Source organism: Pontiella sulfatireligans (genome assembly GCF_900890705.1).
GTDB classification, from domain to species: Bacteria; Verrucomicrobiota; Kiritimatiellia; order Kiritimatiellales; family Pontiellaceae; genus Pontiella; species Pontiella sulfatireligans.
Genome location: NZ_CAAHFH010000002.1, coordinates 532,607 through 548,606, shown reverse-complemented (window position 1 = coordinate 548,606; position 16,000 = coordinate 532,607). Strand labels below are relative to the sequence as shown.

The following is a 16,000-nucleotide window of genomic DNA, read 5'->3' as shown; positions in this document are numbered from 1 at the left end:
TCGCTAGCGCCAAGCGATGGTACGATTCGACCGTCTTATGTGAATCATTGAATTAGGGAAGGGATGTTAGTAATGCGTAATACGCAGTACGTAATAGAAACTATGGAAAAATACCGGACAGCATTGATTTTGGGCTATGGCCGCAGTGGCCGAGCGGCTGAGCGTCTGCTGCATGCAGAGGGAACTGAAACGGTCGTGCTGACGAGCGAAACCTCGGCCGATCCGGAAGTCGCCCAGGCGCTGAACGATTATGCGTTCGACGTCTGCGTCGTGAGCCCCGGATTTTCGATTGCCCATTCGTGGGTCTGCGCGGTGCGCGACGCCGGGATTCCGTTGCTTTCGGAGCTGGAGCTCGGATGGTCGCGCCATCAGGGGCGGACGGTGGCGGTGACCGGTTCAAACGGAAAAAGCACGGCGGTTAAGTGGATTTATGAAGCGCTGCTGCTGGACAGGCGCAAGGCGGCCATTGGCGGCAACTACGGCATTCCTGCGTGCGAGGCGGTGTTTAATTGTTCGGATTTGGAGTGGCTGGTGCTTGAAGTGAGCTCGTTCCAGCTCGAAACGGCGCGGGATTTCCGGGCCGACGTGGCCGTGGTGCTCAATGTTTTGCCGAACCATCTCGACCGCCACGAAAATCTGGAAATCTACCGTAAAACCAAGGCGCGAATTTTTGGGCCAGTCTCCTCGCCCAGTCGCGCATGCCTCGCGCCAGTCGGGCTTTTAGAGGTTTTGCGAGACGACGCGGGCGGTGCGGAGCGGAGCTGGGGCTCGTTTGGCGGAACGCCAGACGCGGACTATTTCTACGAAAACGGGCGCGTTTTTCATGGTTCTGACGCGGTTTTGGATTTGCGCAGCACCTTGTTCGAGAGCCCGATCATAGGGAGCTGCACCGGCTCGGCCGTTGCGGCGGTTTGCGCTTCTATGGGCATTCCGTTTGCCGTTGCTCAGCGGGTCGCGCGCCACTTCGAACCCTTGCCTCACCGCCTGCAGCGGGCCGGAGAGCTCGGCGGCGTGGAATACATCAACGATTCAAAGGCCACTAATTTAGCCGCTGTATCCGCTGCCGTGCAGGCTTGCGGAAAAAACATCCACCTGATTGCCGGAGGGCTTCCCAAGGAGTCGGACTACACTTTTGTCAAAGAAGTACTGGCGGAACGGGTAATGAGCATATACCTTATTGGACAAGCATCCCGTGCAATGTATCAAGCTTGGAACGGGGCTTGCCCGTGCGTTGAATGCGGGTCGCTGGAAGAGGCTTTCAGCGCCGCGCGCAATGCCGCTAAGCCGGGGGACATGGTTCTGCTTTCCCCCGGATGTGCAAGCTTCGACCAGTTCCGCAGTTTCGAGGAACGCGGGGAGCGCTTCATGGCGCTTTTTCAGGACGCGGTGCAGGCAGGAAGTGATGCTTTATGAATAGCGAATCGTCTATTGAAAGGGCGTAGAGGAAAAGGAGTTTGATTATGAAAGTCGGATCAGCAGTTTTAGGTTTGCACGTTGCTGTATTGTGCGTTTTTTCCCTGACCCAGGGGTGTGTTACCAGCGAGTCGCAAGGCAGCGGACGCCCGGCCGGCGCCCGCCACAAAGGGCCGTGGAAGTATGAGCATAAGGTTGCCAGCAGTGGAGCGGTTTCACAAGGCCAAGTGGGGGGCTATGAGCAAGGTATTGACGAGAGTTATGAGGTTATGGTGTTCGAAGATGCCGGCATTGACAGTTCCGACATGGGTTCAACGGTTGAGCCTTATGTGCCTCCTGCTTCATCTGAATCGTTCACGGAAGTTTATATTGTACAAAAAGGCGATGTTCTTTCGCAGCTGGCCGTTGATTTCGACACCACTGTTCCGCGTTTGGTCAGCATGAACGGCCTGTCGAATCCAGATGTGCTTTATGTGGGTCAGGAACTGCGCGTTCCCGCTGGCCGCAGCAGCTCGCCGGCCACCACCAAAAAGAGCACTTCTTCTGTGAAGAAGGGCGGATCGTATGAGATTCAAAAGGGCGACACGCTGTCCGGCATTGCCGTAGCGGCCGGGGTGGCCATCTCCGATTTGCGTTCGCTTAACAACATCAAGGCCGATAAGATTTTTGCTGGCGAAACCATCTATATTCCCAGCTATGGCAAAGTGCCTTCCTCCACGCAGAAGAGCGTTGCGAAGAAAACGTTGTCAGAGCCGGCGGCTGTTGAGCCAGCTCCTTCAGCACCTGCTCCCGCACCGATGGCCTTCGGATCCACCGTGGCAGAACCTGCCGCGCCGATGATCGTTGAAACCACTGCACCTACGGTTGAAATGGTTGCCGACAAGGTGCTGTATCCCGGTGAAACGCTCGACGACGTTGCTCGCCAGTATAGCGTGAGCAAGGCGGAAATCATGCGGTTGAACAACATTACCGACGAATCTGCGGTTCGCGAAGGCCAGCGCCTGCGTGTTCCGATTTCCGAGTAGTTGAGGCGGCGGGTATCGATGCGTAGGACTATATCGCTGTTTATCGCCATCGTATTGATACTTGTAACGCTCGGCATCATCATGCTGGCCAGCGCCAGTTCGGTGAAATACGAGGATGCATCCTATTTTTGGCGCCACCAGCTCGTCTGGTTGGCGCTCTCTTTTTTCGTGGCCTGCGTCGCTGCGCGTTTCGACTACCGCCACTACCGCCGCCTCGTCATTCCGTTGGCGGCAGTTGCTGTTGTTCTGCTCATTCTTGTGCGCATTCCCGGCATAGGACACAATATCAACGGCAGTTGGCGCTGGCTCCGCATCGGGCCGCTGACGGTGCAGCCTTCGGAGATCTCCAAGGTGGCCATCATCATGTTGTTTGCCTGGTGGCTGGCGCGCAACCAGCGTCGCGTTGACGAGTTTAAGCTCGGCATCTTGATTCCTTTCGGCATGCTCGCTTGCTTTGCGCTGCCGATTATTGTGGAGCCCGACTTTGGCACCACCATGCTGGTTTCGGCCGTTGCGGTGAGCATGATGTTTCTTGGTGGCGTCAGCGTTGCGCCGTTGCTGATTGCCGGGTTGCTTGGCCTTATGGGGGTGGTGTTCTTGATTTTTCAGAACCCGGAGCGCACGAGCCGTATTCTGGCCTTTCTGGATCCGCAGAAGTATGAGCAGGACAAGGCGTGGCAGCTGATCAACTCCTTGCGCGCATTTGCCGGGGGCGACATGTTCGGCCTCGGCTTTGGCAACAGCATGCAGAAATACCACTATCTGCCCGAGGCGCACACCGACTTTATTTTTCCGATCATCGGAGAAGAGCTGGGGCTGGTGGCCTCGCTGGCCGTGGTTTTAATGTATATTATTTTGTTTACGCTCGGCCTCAAGATTGCCTTCAAGGCGCGTGACGATTTTGGACGTCTCCTCGCCTTCGGCATCACGCTCATGATCACCATTCAGGCCTTGATCAACTTTGCGGTTGTAACCGGATGCGTGCCCACCAAAGGCTTGGCGCTTCCGTTCATCAGCTATGGCGGGTCGAGTCTGGTGATTTCGGGGCTCATGATCGGCATATTGGTTAATGTGGCGCACACCAGCCTGCATGGCTCGGCCAAGGCCCCGCGCAACCCCTTCAAAGACCGCGCAAGAAAAGTGTAGGATGTGGAAGGAGGGAAGTGGGATGTCACGCCTCACGTTTCACTCGTCACGAAGAAAAGGATTTTGAAATGAACGATGAATACGAGCTGCTCGACAGCGGCAACGGCAAGAAACTGGAACGATACGGCGCCACGGTACTGGATCGCCCCTGCGCTCAGGCCGTTTGGGCACCGCAAAACACCAGCCTTTGGGAAAAGGCCGACGCACGGTTCGACCGCGTTGGCGGGCTGAATTGGGAAGGCCGGCACAAGGTTTCCAAGGCGTGGAATGTCGAAATCGCCGGCGTGGTGATGAAGCTCTCGGCCACCGACTTCGGCCACATCGGCGTCTTTCCGGAAACGCGCGAGCTCTGGCAATGGATTCGTACAACGCTTGCTGAGCAAAAAAAGAAAAAGGGGCGCGATCTCAAGTTTCTCAACCTGTTCGCCTATTCCGGCGGCGCAACGCTCGCCGCCGCCCAGTCCGGCGCGCACTGCTGCCATCTCGACGCCTCCAAAGGCATGGTTGACTGGGCGCGCGAAAACGCCGCGCTCAACGATCTTCAGGATGCGCCGATCCGTTGGATCGTTGACGACGTCATCAAGTTTTTGAGACGCGAGGTGAAGCGTGGCAACGTCTACGACGGCATCCTGCTTGATCCGCCTTCCTTCGGCCGCGGCAAGAAAGGCGAGCTCTACAAGATTGAAGAAAGCCTGGTCACCACCCTCGATCTCGTTAACCAGGTCTTGAGCGACGATCCCAGCTTTGTGCTGCTTACTTCGCACACACCTGGGTTTTCTCCGATTGTCTTGAGCAACCTGCTTCGGCAATACCATTTAACCGGCCGCTTTGAGTGCGGCGAAATGCTCCTCACGGGAAAGCCCGGCGTCAACGACCTGCCGAACGGAAACTGGGCCCGCTGGATAAACAACGAATAAAATTTTCCACCACGGAGGCACAGAGGCACGGAGAATTGAATATCTAAACAGTCTCCGTGTCTCTGTGCCTCCGGGGTAAAAAAATACGATGAGCGAAATTAAATATTCAGCGGCGGAACTCGATCCCCTGATCCTTTTTGCGGACAACCATTTGCTGGCGGTGAACAAGCCGGCGGGGTTGCTGACGCAGGACAGCGGTACGGGGCTCCGGAATCTGGAAGACTGGGCGCGGGAGTGGGTGCGGGTTGACAAGGGCAAGCCGGGAGCGGTTTTCCTGAATGCGGTGCACCGGATCGACAAGGCCGTGAGCGGTGTTGTTTTATTTGCCCGCACCAGCAAGGCGTTGAGTCGGCTGAACGAGGACATTCGCAAGCGCAACTGCAAAAAGACCTACCACGTCCTTGTGGAGGCCGCGCCGAAAAAACCGGCCGAGGAATTGATTCACTGGCTCTCGCACGAGCACCATCGAGCCGAGGTGTGCCGGGAGGGCGACAAGGGCGCGCAACGCGCGGTGCTGCGTTATCGCACGCTGAAGCAAGCGGGGGATTTAACGCTGCTGGAAGTCGATCTCGAAACCGGGCGCTACCACCAAATCCGCGCGCAGCTTGCCGCCGTTGGGTGCCCGATCGCCGGCGACGAAAAATATGGATCAACGCGCAAGTCCGATGCGATCGCCTTGCATCACCGCCAGTTGGAAATCATGCATCCCACGTTGAAAGAACCCGTTATTGTCGAGGCGCCGTATCCGGTCGATTCAGCTTGGTGGAAGTTGGTCTCGTAGTTTCATTATAATGAAAATAACCAATTCAAATTGATTGACGTGAGTATTTTTGTAGTCCATATATTCATTTAGATGAATATTGGAGTCGATGATATGAACCCTTTTGAAATTGGTAAAACCCTAAAATCCCGTCGTCAACTGTTGGGCGTCGATCAACAGTCGCTGGCACAATTGAGCGGGGTTTCCGTGCATACGCTGAGCAATATTGAATCGGGCAAAGGCAATCCATCGCTTTTGGTGCTAGGGCGGTTGCTCGATGCATTGGGCATGGAACTGAAGGTTGGCATCCGGAACGTTGGATAAGTTTGGAGAGTTTGGTTATGAGATCGGGAACGGTGATGGTTGATGGCATTCCTGCTGGTGCGTTGAGCGAGGAGAATGGTGAATACCGTTTTTCCTACTTCGATGAATACTTGGCCAACCATGAAGCCCGTGCGGTGAGTCTTACCCTTCCAAAGCGCACTGAATCCTATGTGGCGGAACAGCTTTTTCCCTTTTTTGCCGGATTGTTGACGGAGGGCGCGGCCATGCAACTGCAGTGCCGACAGTTGAAGATCGATGAAAACGACCTGTTTGGACGACTCTTGAAAACCGCCCATGGCGATGTGATCGGAAACGTATCGGTTCTCGAAACCATCGAGGGAGAATAGCCATGGATTATTTGTGTCGAAGCACCCTCGTGCCAATCAAGTCGGCGGGTTACAGCCCTACAGCCCAACGGAAGCTTGCTGGCGGTGAGCGCAAGTTTCCCTTCCAGTTGGAGTTCAATCGCAAGGATGTAATCACCTTCCGTTCCAAGACCATCGAACACATGTCGATCTCCGGGGTGCAGGACAAGGTTTCGCTCAAGCTTTATCGCGGAAGGCTGCTGCCAACGGAACGAGATGGTGAGTACATTCTGAAGCCCATTCCTGCTGTGGCCTTGCCCGAGTTCCTGATGGATGTTCCTGCCAACGAGCATCTGACCATGCAACTGGCCGGGCAGCTTTTCAGCATCCCAACCCCGCCGAATGCCTTGGTGCAGTTCAACGATGGGGAACCTGCCTATCTGGTCAAGCGCTTTGACGGGAAGGCCGACGGAACCAAGATTGCCCAAGAGGATTTTTGCCAGCTCTCAAACCGCAGTCCGGATACGGGAACCAACTATAAGTATGAGGGAAGCTACGAGGAAATTGGCCGTTTGCTCAAGCGGTATTGCGCCGCCTATGCCATCGAGGTTGAAAAGCTGTTTGCGCTGGTGTGTTTCAACTATGTTTTCTCCAACGGCGATGCCCATCTGAAAAACTTTTCGCTCCTGCAAACTGCACACGGCGACTATGTACTGACCCCTGCCTACGACCTTCTTTCAACCTCGCTGCACCTGCCGAACGAAAGCCGCACGGCCTTGGAAATGTTCGACAACTTTGAAGGCGAAAGCTTCAAGGCCAACGCATTCTATCGCCGTCCCGACTTCGTCGAGCTGGCCAAACGCTACGGCATTGTTTCGGCGCGAGCCGAACGCATGCTCGATGCCTTTCAGGAAAAGGCGCAACTCGCCGAGGAAATGATCAGCCGCTCGTTCTTAAGCAGGACTGGAAAGCAAGCCTATGCCGACCGGTTCAAAGATCGGCTGCATGCAATTGAGGCAGCTCACTGAACGAGCCGTTCTAGGTAGTCGAGCCAGGCGTCCATGCCGACGCCGGTTTTGGCGCTGAGTTCGATGACGTTTGCGCCGGGCTGGACTTGCTGGATGTATTTCCGGCAGGCTGAAAGATCCCAGTCCAATGCGTCGGCCAGATCCATCTTGGTCAGCAGGATGGCTTTGGCGGTGGCGAAGAGCACCGGATATTTGATCGGCTTGTCTTCGCCTTCCGGCGTGGAGAGCAGGGCGAGCTTAAAGCTTTCGCCGAGGTCGAACGCGGTGGGGCAGACCATGTTTCCGACGTTTTCAATGAAGAGCAGCTGGGTTCCTTCTTCAACAACGTCGGACAGGACGTGCGAAACCTGATGCGCGTCGAGGTGGCAGGAGCTGATGGTTTCGATCTGATGAATCTTCGCGCCTTTGCCGGCGAGCCGTTGCGCGTCGCGGTCGGTCTGCTGGTCGCCGGTGATGACGGCGCATTTGATCTTGCCGTTGAGCGCTTCCAGCGTCTTTTCCAGCAGGAAGGTTTTTCCGGAGCCGGGGGCGGAAATCAGGTTGATGGCCGTTACGCCGCGCTCGGCGAGCCATGAGCGGTTTTGATCGGCCAGCGCATCGTTCTGTGCCAGCACCTTTTGTTCAAGGGTCACCGTCTTGGTGTGAACGTGGTCATGTTCGTGACCGTGTTTATGGTGGTGATGTTGCTCGTTCGCCGTTCCGCATCCGCATGTATCGCACATATTCAACTCCTTTGAGTATTAAGAGTAATACACGGAAGGCTGCTGAATCGTCACGTTAAATACGCTCAAAGCGGGCGACGCTTTCGACGTGGTTGGTTTGGGGGAACATGTCGATGGGCTGGCAGGAGACGAGTTTGTATTGGCCGTTTTCACAGAGCATCTGGCCGTCGCGGGCGAGCGAGGCGGGGTTGCAACTGACGTAGACGATGGCGGGCGGCGCGATTACGAGCAGCATTTTGACGGCCCGCGGGTTCATGCCGGCGCGGGGCGGATCGGTGATGACTACGTCGGGTGCGCCGAAATCCTTCATGTCCTGCTCGATGAGCTTGATGTCCTTGAGGTCGAGCTGAATGAACTCGCAGTTGCTGACGTTGTGGCGCTTGGCGTTGGCGCGGGCGTCGCGCACGGAGCTTTCGACGAGTTCAACGCCGAGCACCTTCTGGCAATGGCCGGAGGCAAAGAGGGTGATGGAGCCGGTGCCGCAGAAAAGGTCGTAGACGATGTCGCTGGGCTTGAGCTGCGCGCTTTCCAATATTTGGAGGTAGAGCTTTTCGGCTTGTGCCGTGTTGGTCTGGAAAAAGGAGTTGGCGGAGATGCGGTAGGTGTAGTCGCCGAGCCGGTCGGTGATGTAGCCCGGGCCGTGGAGCACATATTCCTTTTCGCCGAAGGCTACGGTGTTTTTGGCGGAGGTGATGTTGTTTACGAAGGTGGTCAGGCGGTCGCCGAGGACGGCTTGGAGCTTCTCGCTCAGCTTCTTCATCAGCGGAGGATTGTGCGTGGAGGTGACAAGGTTGACCATGAATTCGCCGGTGTGGCCGCCGTGGCGGACGACCAAGTTGCGCAGTTCACCGGTGTGCGATCGGGTGGAGTAGATCGGCAGCTCGTTTTTGTGCTCAAGGCAGAATTTACGCACGGCGTTGAGCGTGCTGTTCATTTCCTCGGTGGAGAGGTCGCAGTGGTTGATGTCGATGGCCTTGGAGTAGCAGCCGGGGGCGTGGAAGCCGAGGGCGAAGTCGAGGGGCTTTTCCTGCTGGTCGGCGGGGATGTCGATTTCTTCGGAGGTGAGGTAGCGCAGGTCGGTGAATGAAAAGTCCATTTTGTTGCGGTAGCCGAAGAGCTCGGGCGCGGGAATGCAGGGAGTGCATTCAACTTCTTTGAACCCGCCCAAGTGTTCGAGGGCGTCCTGCACCTGCTTGCGCTTGAGGCGCAGCTGCTCGGAATAGTCCATGTGTTGCCACTTGCATCCGCCGCAGAGGCCGAAGTAGGGGCAGACGGGCTCGATGCGGTGGGGCGAGGGCTTCACGAGCTCGCACATCCGCGCCGCTAGGAACTTCTTTTTAATCTTGAAGATTTCCGCTTTCACGACGTCGTCCACGGCCGCCGTGCCTTGCACGAAAATCGACATGCCGTCGTCGAGCCGGCCAAAGCATTGGTTCTTGTCCCCTAGGTCAATGATCTCGACCTCCACTATCTGTTTCTTTTTGTACATAGCGGCGAAACATAGTGGAGCGGGGGAAGGGTTGCAAAAGGATTTTGGATGCGAATTGCTTCGGGACTCGAAAGCCTACTCAGCAAACATTTCAGCCAAGGTGTCGAGCGTTTTGTTTTGGGCGGAGGGGGAGACCACGCCCAGTTTGCGGACGAGCCGTGTTTTATCGACGGTTCGGATTTGATCCAGCACGATCTGCCCTTGCTTGCCTTGGAAGGTGCAGTTCACGCGGGTGGGATAGTGCCGTTGTTTGGAAGTCATCGGGGCGATGATTACCGTCCCGATGTGTTTATTCATTTCGTCAGGGGAAATCACCAGGCAAGGGCGTGTTTTCTTAATCTCGTGGCCTTGCGTCGGGTTGAGCCGGATCAAGAATACATCGAATCTCCGGACTACCATTCCCATTCCTCGCCATCCCATTTGGATTGATTTTCAGCGACGAACAGCTGGTCGTCGCCGGCTTCGGCCATTTGTTTGTATTGCCCGTCCCACCCGCTGCGGTTTTCTTTGGGCGCACGGATCACGAGCTCGCGGTCATGGATTTCCAGCTCTACGCTGTCCTTAATGCCGCATTGTTCAATAATAGGCTTTGGAATGCGGATGCCCTGCGAGTTCCCGATTCTAATGATCTTCGCTTTCATGGGTACAATGTAATTACATTGGGGGCGGGGGGCAAGCAATTGCCTGCGAAAACAGATTGATGTACAAACCATCCCTTGTATTCTTTTTGCTTCTCAACGAAAGGATTATGAATGGAAACGATCAAGGCTATCATGACGCGGCGGAGCATCCGCACCTGGACGAACGAACCCGTTGCGGAAAACGAGCGGAAGATTATTATGGAGGCGGCTATGAATGCGCCGTCGGCGGCGGATGCGCGTCCGTGGCATTTTGTGACGATGGACGACCCCGAGGTGATCAAGCAATTCACCGGCTTGGGCGGGACGGAAATGCTGGCCGAATCGACCTTCATGGTTATGGTGTGCGGCGATGAGAGCAAGGAAATCTATCCGGGTTTCTGGCCTCAGGACTGTTCTTGCGCGGCGCAGAATATGCAGTTGGCGGCGCACGATATCGGCATTGGCTGCGTTTGGATTGCCGTTTATCCGCTGGAGGAGCGGGTGGAAACCTGCTGCAAGATTCTAGGCGTTCCTAAAGCGATTACCCCGTTTGCGCTGCTGGCCATGGGCGTGCCCAACGAGGTGCTGGCGCCAGAGGCGCGGTTCGACGAACAACGGCTGCATCAAAACAAATGGTAACGGTTTGGTATTTAATTATTGAACGCAACGTGGAATATTCAGTCTGATTTTAAAACATAACAGGAGCTGAACAATGGCAGAAGGTGTAATTGAACTCGATGGTAAAGGATACGATGAAAAAACCAAAAGCGGCGTAGTGCTTATTGATTTTTGGGCCCCGTGGTGCGGACCGTGCAAAATGCAGACCCCCATTCTGGAAAAGGTTGCGGCGGAAGTTGGCGAAAAGGCGGTTATTGCCAAGGTCAACGTTGATGAATGCCCCGAGCTGGCCGCCAAATACGGCATCCGCTCGATTCCTACACTGATTTTGCTGAAAGATGGCGAGAACAAGCAGCAGTTTGTTGGTTTGCAGCAGCAGGCCTCTCTTGTTTCTGCGATCACTGCTGAACAGTAAGACCGGATGTTTCGGCATCAAAAAAGGCGCTCCATTGAGCGCCTTTTTTGTGTTATTCGGTTTTGTTCCCGGCTGCGCTCACGCCGCTTTTTTCGAACGGGCGAGCCACGGGTGCTTGTGTTTCTTGCTTCCGCTCAGGAAGATGTTTTCTTCAGCGTTCTTCTTCTCCTTCTTCATGCGCCACATCACCAGACCGCGGGCTGCGCCGGCGGTGGGGAATATGATCAGCGAGTGCATGAAGATATCGGAAAACGCCGGAGTGCTTCCCGTAACAACCGGAGCCAGCAAAAATGCGGCTCCAGTGCTGGCTGTTGAGTATACCGATCCCCAAACCAACGCCCCTTTGGTGGCGGCGCCGTTCCATGAATCGGTATTGCAGATGTTCTTGATGTTGCTTTTCTTGGTGTTCATTTGTTTTCCTTTTGTTTGTTTGAGTTTATTTCCCAAGCAAATTGGTAAATAGAATGTGCCTTGAATGCCTATGATTAAGGCGGGGCATTGTGTGGGTGAGACTAGGCGGAAATAATGATTCCGTTAGCCAGCGGTGCGAGACGGGACTATTGTTGGTTCCAGTCTTTGTGCACGAGGGAGGTTGCACCTGTCATGTCCATGCAGCACATCAGGCTTTTTTCCGATTTGTTGATGTTCAGCGTGATTTTCATCCAGCTTTCCTTGTTTCAACGGATATCCAATCATTGGATATATGACTACATTGGTACGCATTCGGTGTGCCATGTTTTTAACAAGGCTATAAAGTCAAGGGGAGTAGTGGCATGCGTGAAAAGCGGACTAATATGCCTGGAAATAATGTTACAAAAGAGGTGCGTTTCGGCTGATTGCAGCTGCTAAATAAAACATAATTGCAGCAAATCTAGCGTCAGTTTCCGGTGACCGCCTTGCAGAATGCGGTTTTAAAGGCGCTGAGCGAATTTTCGGAGAGCACCTTTTCCTGAAGACGGGTGATTTCCGGCGCTCCATTTTTCCGAAGGGCGGAAAATGTTTCGGCGAGGGCGTCAGAGTTTTCGGTCTCGAACGTCCAGGCCTTGGGCAGCATGTCTTTCATTCCATCCCGTGCGCTTCCAATTACTGGAACACCGCGCGCCAGCGCTTCGAGCATGATGAGCGGAAGGCCTTCGAAGCGGGAGGGTATGACGAGGAAGTCGATGGCGGCATAGAAGGCTTCGGCATCCTGCTGCCAAGGCTGGATGGTGATGTTTTTGTTTCCAATTATGAGCGCCTTCAGTTTTTCTTGATCGGGGCCGTCGCCGGCGATGAGCAATCGGCACTCTTTGAAGGTGACGGGGTTTTTGCAGAACGCGCGCACCATGAAGTCCTGCTGCTTTTGGTTGAACTCAATGCGGCCGAGGAGGCCGAGCGTGAGCCGTGAGCCGTGAGTCGTGATTATCGATCCAGATGGCTCGGGAATTCCATTGGGGACGATGGTGATGGGCTTCTTGACGCCGCGCTCAATAAGCAATGCCTGCATGCTGTCGGAAATGGTGATGAAACGGTCGGGCTGGTTGAAGAGGTATTGGTTGACGCGGTCGCGAAGCGCACCGAGCTTGGCGCCCATAACGGCCATGCGGTGCGGGATGGCGATGTAGCTGACGCATTTGATGCCGGCCCGGCGCACGGCGATTACGCCTTGCGAGGCGTCTTCGATGTCGCCTTGGATACAGAGTACGAGATCGGGCTTGAGGATTTGGAGATGCTTTTCCACGGTGCGGATGCCACGCCGGTCGATTCGGTTGCGAAGCCCTTGAAGCCGGCGGGTGGTGCAGGGGGATTCAAGGGTTTGGATATTTTCGATGGTTGCCAGCCGGTCAGCGAGCCGGCGGTTGGCCGGGTTAAGCATAAAGGTGATTTCGAGCAACGGGTCTGAGGCGAGCGCCTCCACCCCGAGGCAGGCCATGATCTGATGGCCGCCGAAGTCGGGGTTGTCGTCGTATACAAGGATTTTCACATAGAACCCTTAGAGTCCGGGCAACGGAGCCAGTCCCATGCTTCCCGACTGGGCCGGTGGCGGTACGAGCTTCTGGAATTCCTTGGTGTTGCGTAGCGGATTGAAGCGCTTGTCTTTGCGGAGCATGTTGCGGGCGGGTTCTCCGCCGACGTCGATGCATTTTTTGAGCGACACCCACATGTCGGCCGGCTTGTTGAGCACCAGCTGAAGCGCGGCAAGGTTGGTCCAACCCTGCATGTCTTTGGGCTTAAGCGCCGTATATTTTTTAAGCGCCGTTTCAACAACGGCGTAACGCTTGTGCTGCGCCATGAACTGGGCGAGCTGCATGGCCATTTCGGGCTTGAGCTCTTTGGTGTTGAGCATGTGTCTGGAGAGGTTTTCCGCCTGCGCGGTCATGCCCATTTGGAAATAGAGGGAGATGAGCTGCATGGCATCGTCGGAGCTGACTTTCCCGCTTTTAAACTTTTGCTCGAGCAACTGCTTCTGAGCAGTCATTGCCTTCATGCTCTCGAGTCGGCCCCGGAATGCGGCGGCCTGTGCGTTGTTCGGGTCTTTTTCGAGGAAGACATTGAACAATTCGATGGCTTCGTCGAAGCGGCCCTGTTTGGAGATGAGGTCGGCGAGGCGGAAGTTGGCCTCTGGGCTGAGGTCGTACAGAGAGACGGCCTGCCGGAAGGCGACTTCGGCTTCCTTGGGCTTGCCGCGTGCGGCATAGAGGCCGGCGAGGGCGCTGCGAAGCTTGGAGAAGGATTTGCGCGCAACGATGTCGCGGATAAACTTTTGGTCGCCGAGCAGACGGTCGCAATACCAGCTCCAGAAGTCGGTGTCGTTTTTGATCATTTCGGCCGTAAGCGGGGTCGGCTTGTTGTTGATCTTCATGATCAGCCCGTGCGGAGTGAGGTAGGGGTACATCCATGGCAGGACATAGCTTTCCTCAACGTAGAAGGTCCGTTCCGGGGGCAGGCCGGTTTCGGGGTCGATGGGCGGGTCGTCGTAGACCACGGCCGAGCCAACGGGGCGCGTTTTTTCGTCGGTCTTGCCTTCGGTGAGGTATTGGTTGTGGTCGAAGATCATTTTGCTGAGGAAGCCGTTGATCTGCATCACGCCGGCCACGCCTTGCACCTGCACTTTGCCTCCTTCGGTCTTGACGTCGGCGCCGGCGTTGATTTTGCCGCTGCGGACGCCTTCAACATACAGCTGGAAGGCGCGGTTGCTGTCGAGCGGGGAGGGGATCCATATTTGGTCGCCGTAGAGGTCGCGCATGACGCTCATATAGGTGTTGTCGGCCAAGGCGTTCTGGGTGATGAGGTAGACGTCCTGCCGTACTTTGGCGGAGTAGATCATGTAGGTTGGAACAAAGCGTCCGGGATCGGTTCCGCCGAAGAAGATGGCGTTGGGGCCCATGGGCTCGGGATAGTTTTTATTGGGATAGGCGGCCCATTGTTTTTCAAATTCTGCTTCGTCGGGATACCAGTAGCGCATGTCTTCTTCAATGCCTTGGACGCCCTGCAACTGCCAGTTGCCGAACTGCCAGCCGAAGTCGTGGCCGTTCTGTTCGGCGCCTCCGACGACCTTGAGCTGGCCTTTGTCGTTGTAGTTTTTGTAGATCAGTGCAAAGGGAAGGAGCAGTACGAGCACCACGCCGATAATCTTGGTGTAGGGGTTGTTTTTCACCCAGGTTTCGAGGGCGGCCATAGTTAGCAGAATGCCGTAGCCGAGCCAGATGACGAAGATGGCGTGCGATTGAATGTATTGCACGCGCCCGATAAACAGGTTCTGGATGTCGGTCTTCGGGTTTTGCAGAATCATGAACACGATGCCGACGGAGAGGAAGGCGACCAGTGTTGTAACCAGCCAGCTGATGTTTTTCTTGCCGACTTTCCAGCAGAACAGGAATGGAACAAGGCTGATGATAGCAACGGGTCCGTAGAACTGGGAGCGCAGATCCATGAGGTAGGTGCCGATTTGCTGGAGGAAGCGCGGCGTGAAGACATGGGCCAGTTTAACGCGTTCATACTGCCCGCGGGTGATGGCGTGCATGAAGCCCTGCCAAGTGCGCGGATAGCCCCAGTTGATGGGCGGGTTTTGGTCGGACGAGAAGGCCATGTAGAAGTAGAAGCCGAGCCCGATGAACATGACGAGGAAGGTGGGGCCGACAATCTTGCCTTTGGGCAGGACGAAGGTGGCAATGGTTGGAACGGCCAGGGCATAGATGGTCCAGATCCAGAAGCCGGCATGGGCGGGGCCGGATACCCACATCAGATTGGCGTGTTCGGGCGATTCCGCCGCCCATTTATTGAAGCCGACCAACAGGATATACATTGCGCCGACAATGACAAAGTCGCGCACCAAGAAGGGGTGCCGGATGAGCAGGCAGGCCACGACGCAGGCGATTACGCCCAGGAACTGGAGGAACAGGTTGGCGTGGTAGACGCCCGCGCCGGCGATCACGAGAGCCACGAGGGCTCCGACCACAAATCCGAGGTGTTTGGGTTTGAAGATTTCAAGCTCGTTGAACATGACGGCGACGGCAATGGCCAGGCCCATGAACATGAGGGTCTGGTGGTTGGTGATGCCGAGGCCGAAGGCGAAGGCGCAGAGGAGGAGCCATTTGGAGTCTTTAGGCTCGACCATCCAGCGATAGAGGAAGAGCAGCACCAGCGACTGGAAGAAAATATTGAAGGTGTATACTTCGGCAATAACGGCCTGCGACCACATGCCTTGGCCAAAGGCCAGCAGCAACCCGCCGGAAATGCCGGCCACCGAGCAAAACAGGCTCTCGGTTTTTTCGCCGAGGACATTGGATTCCTTCTTAAGGCTGCGCAGCAGATCCATGCCGGAGCGGCTGATGAGCAGGGCCAAAACGCCGCAGGCGCCTGCGCCGGTTGTGGCAGAAAAGAGGTTGACAGCCCAGGCGGGGTTGGGGTGGCCGTGGAAGGTGACCGCGTGGAATACCCACTGGAAGAACCAGGTCAGCAGCGACCAGATCGGGTAGCCGGGCGGGTGGGGGACGCCAAGATAGTCCGACGCCACGATCAGCTCGCCGGAGTCTTCGAGCCCCAAGGTGGGCTGCAGGGTGATTACATAGACAATCATCGAAACGACGAACGTCGTCCAACATGCGATCCAGTCCGATTTCCGGAAAAACTTTTCTGTACTCAAAGTCGACCTCTCCAATTAGAAAAAATGAACACATAGGATAGATTAAACCTCCCATAGGTCAAGTTTGCATCCCGCCTTGGGTGCAATCAATTG

The 16,000-nt window shown here is 55.8% G+C and carries 17 protein-coding genes; 10 read left to right on the top strand and 7 right to left on the bottom strand.

Annotated features, from left to right (window positions below; translation table 11 throughout):
* Positions 1 to 72 precede the first annotated feature (72 nt).
* From murD to SCARR_RS15270, 8 genes are all read left to right on the top strand, one after another.
* Entirely contained in the window at positions 73 to 1,413 is a 1,341-nt protein-coding gene (gene murD / locus SCARR_RS15305; RefSeq protein ID WP_168433346.1) for a UDP-N-acetylmuramoyl-L-alanine--D-glutamate ligase, read from the top strand.
* A gap of 47 nt (positions 1,414 to 1,460) precedes the next feature.
* Positions 1,461 to 2,438, top strand: coding sequence for a LysM peptidoglycan-binding domain-containing protein (locus tag SCARR_RS15300; RefSeq protein WP_136062541.1), 978 nt, complete (start codon positions 1,461 to 1,463; stop codon positions 2,436 to 2,438).
* Positions 2,439 to 2,456: 18 nt separating this feature from the next.
* Positions 2,457 to 3,584 carry a putative lipid II flippase FtsW gene (gene ftsW / locus SCARR_RS15295; RefSeq protein WP_136062540.1) on the top strand — a complete coding sequence of 376 codons (1,128 nt, stop codon included), beginning with the start codon at positions 2,457 to 2,459 and terminating at the stop codon, positions 3,582 to 3,584.
* A 68-nt stretch (positions 3,585 to 3,652) separates the two neighbouring features.
* Positions 3,653 to 4,501, top strand: coding sequence for a class I SAM-dependent methyltransferase (locus SCARR_RS15290; protein WP_136062539.1), 849 nt, complete (start codon positions 3,653 to 3,655; stop codon positions 4,499 to 4,501).
* Between the two features lie 88 nt (positions 4,502 to 4,589).
* Complete coding sequence (locus tag SCARR_RS15285; RefSeq protein ID WP_136062538.1) at positions 4,590 to 5,282, top strand: RluA family pseudouridine synthase; 693 nt, start codon at positions 4,590 to 4,592, stop codon at positions 5,280 to 5,282.
* Positions 5,283 to 5,375: 93 nt separating this feature from the next.
* Entirely contained in the window at positions 5,376 to 5,585 is a 210-nt protein-coding gene (locus SCARR_RS15280; RefSeq protein WP_136062537.1) for a helix-turn-helix domain-containing protein, read from the top strand.
* A 17-nt stretch (positions 5,586 to 5,602) separates the two neighbouring features.
* Positions 5,603 to 5,932 (top strand): HipA N-terminal domain-containing protein, encoded by a 330-nt coding sequence (locus tag SCARR_RS15275; protein WP_136062536.1) that lies wholly within the window; start codon positions 5,603 to 5,605, stop codon positions 5,930 to 5,932.
* 2 nt (positions 5,933 to 5,934) lie between these two features.
* On the top strand, positions 5,935 to 6,918 hold the full coding sequence (locus SCARR_RS15270) for a type II toxin-antitoxin system HipA family toxin (RefSeq protein ID WP_136062535.1): 984 nt from the start codon (positions 5,935 to 5,937) through the stop codon (positions 6,916 to 6,918).
* Here the strand turns inward: SCARR_RS15270 and hypB are convergent.
* From hypB to SCARR_RS15250, 4 genes are all read right to left on the bottom strand, one after another.
* Complete coding sequence (gene hypB, locus SCARR_RS15265) at positions 6,912 to 7,640, bottom strand: hydrogenase nickel incorporation protein HypB (protein ID WP_136062534.1); 729 nt, start codon at positions 7,638 to 7,640, stop codon at positions 6,912 to 6,914. The two genes, SCARR_RS15270 and hypB, sit on opposite strands and share 7 nt — an antisense overlap.
* A 55-nt stretch (positions 7,641 to 7,695) precedes the next feature.
* A complete protein-coding gene (gene rlmD / locus SCARR_RS15260; RefSeq protein WP_136062533.1) occupies positions 7,696 to 9,129 on the bottom strand; it encodes a 23S rRNA (uracil(1939)-C(5))-methyltransferase RlmD in 1,434 nt (477 codons plus the stop codon).
* Positions 9,130 to 9,204: 75 nt separating this feature from the next.
* On the bottom strand, positions 9,205 to 9,534 hold the full coding sequence (locus SCARR_RS15255) for a type II toxin-antitoxin system PemK/MazF family toxin (protein ID WP_136062532.1): 330 nt from the start codon (positions 9,532 to 9,534) through the stop codon (positions 9,205 to 9,207).
* Positions 9,522 to 9,770: an AbrB/MazE/SpoVT family DNA-binding domain-containing protein gene (locus SCARR_RS15250; protein WP_136062531.1), complete on the bottom strand. Its 249-nt coding sequence runs from the start codon at positions 9,768 to 9,770 to the stop codon at positions 9,522 to 9,524. The genes SCARR_RS15255 and SCARR_RS15250 overlap by 13 nt, the downstream gene beginning before the upstream one ends.
* Positions 9,771 to 9,881: 111 nt before the next feature.
* Here SCARR_RS15250 and SCARR_RS15245 point away from each other — a divergent pair, with 111 nt between their 5' ends.
* Positions 9,882 to 10,388: a nitroreductase family protein gene (locus SCARR_RS15245; protein ID WP_136062530.1), complete on the top strand. Its 507-nt coding sequence runs from the start codon at positions 9,882 to 9,884 to the stop codon at positions 10,386 to 10,388.
* 73 nt (positions 10,389 to 10,461) lie between these two features.
* A complete protein-coding gene (gene trxA / locus SCARR_RS15240) occupies positions 10,462 to 10,782 on the top strand; it encodes a thioredoxin (protein ID WP_136062529.1) in 321 nt (106 codons plus the stop codon).
* A gap of 78 nt (positions 10,783 to 10,860) precedes the next feature.
* Here trxA and SCARR_RS15235 read toward each other — a convergent pair whose 3' ends face one another.
* The 3 genes from SCARR_RS15235 to SCARR_RS15225 all read right to left on the bottom strand — a co-directional run bounded on the left by SCARR_RS15235 (position 10,861) and on the right by SCARR_RS15225 (position 15,907).
* A complete protein-coding gene (locus SCARR_RS15235; protein WP_136062528.1) occupies positions 10,861 to 11,193 on the bottom strand; it encodes a hypothetical protein in 333 nt (110 codons plus the stop codon).
* A 466-nt stretch (positions 11,194 to 11,659) separates the two neighbouring features.
* Positions 11,660 to 12,745 (bottom strand): glycosyltransferase family 4 protein, encoded by a 1,086-nt coding sequence (locus tag SCARR_RS15230; protein WP_136062527.1) that lies wholly within the window; start codon positions 12,743 to 12,745, stop codon positions 11,660 to 11,662.
* Between the two features lie 9 nt (positions 12,746 to 12,754).
* Positions 12,755 to 15,907 carry a protein O-mannosyl-transferase family gene (locus SCARR_RS15225; protein ID WP_136062526.1) on the bottom strand — a complete coding sequence of 1,051 codons (3,153 nt, stop codon included), beginning with the start codon at positions 15,905 to 15,907 and terminating at the stop codon, positions 12,755 to 12,757.
* Positions 15,908 to 16,000 lie beyond the last annotated feature (93 nt).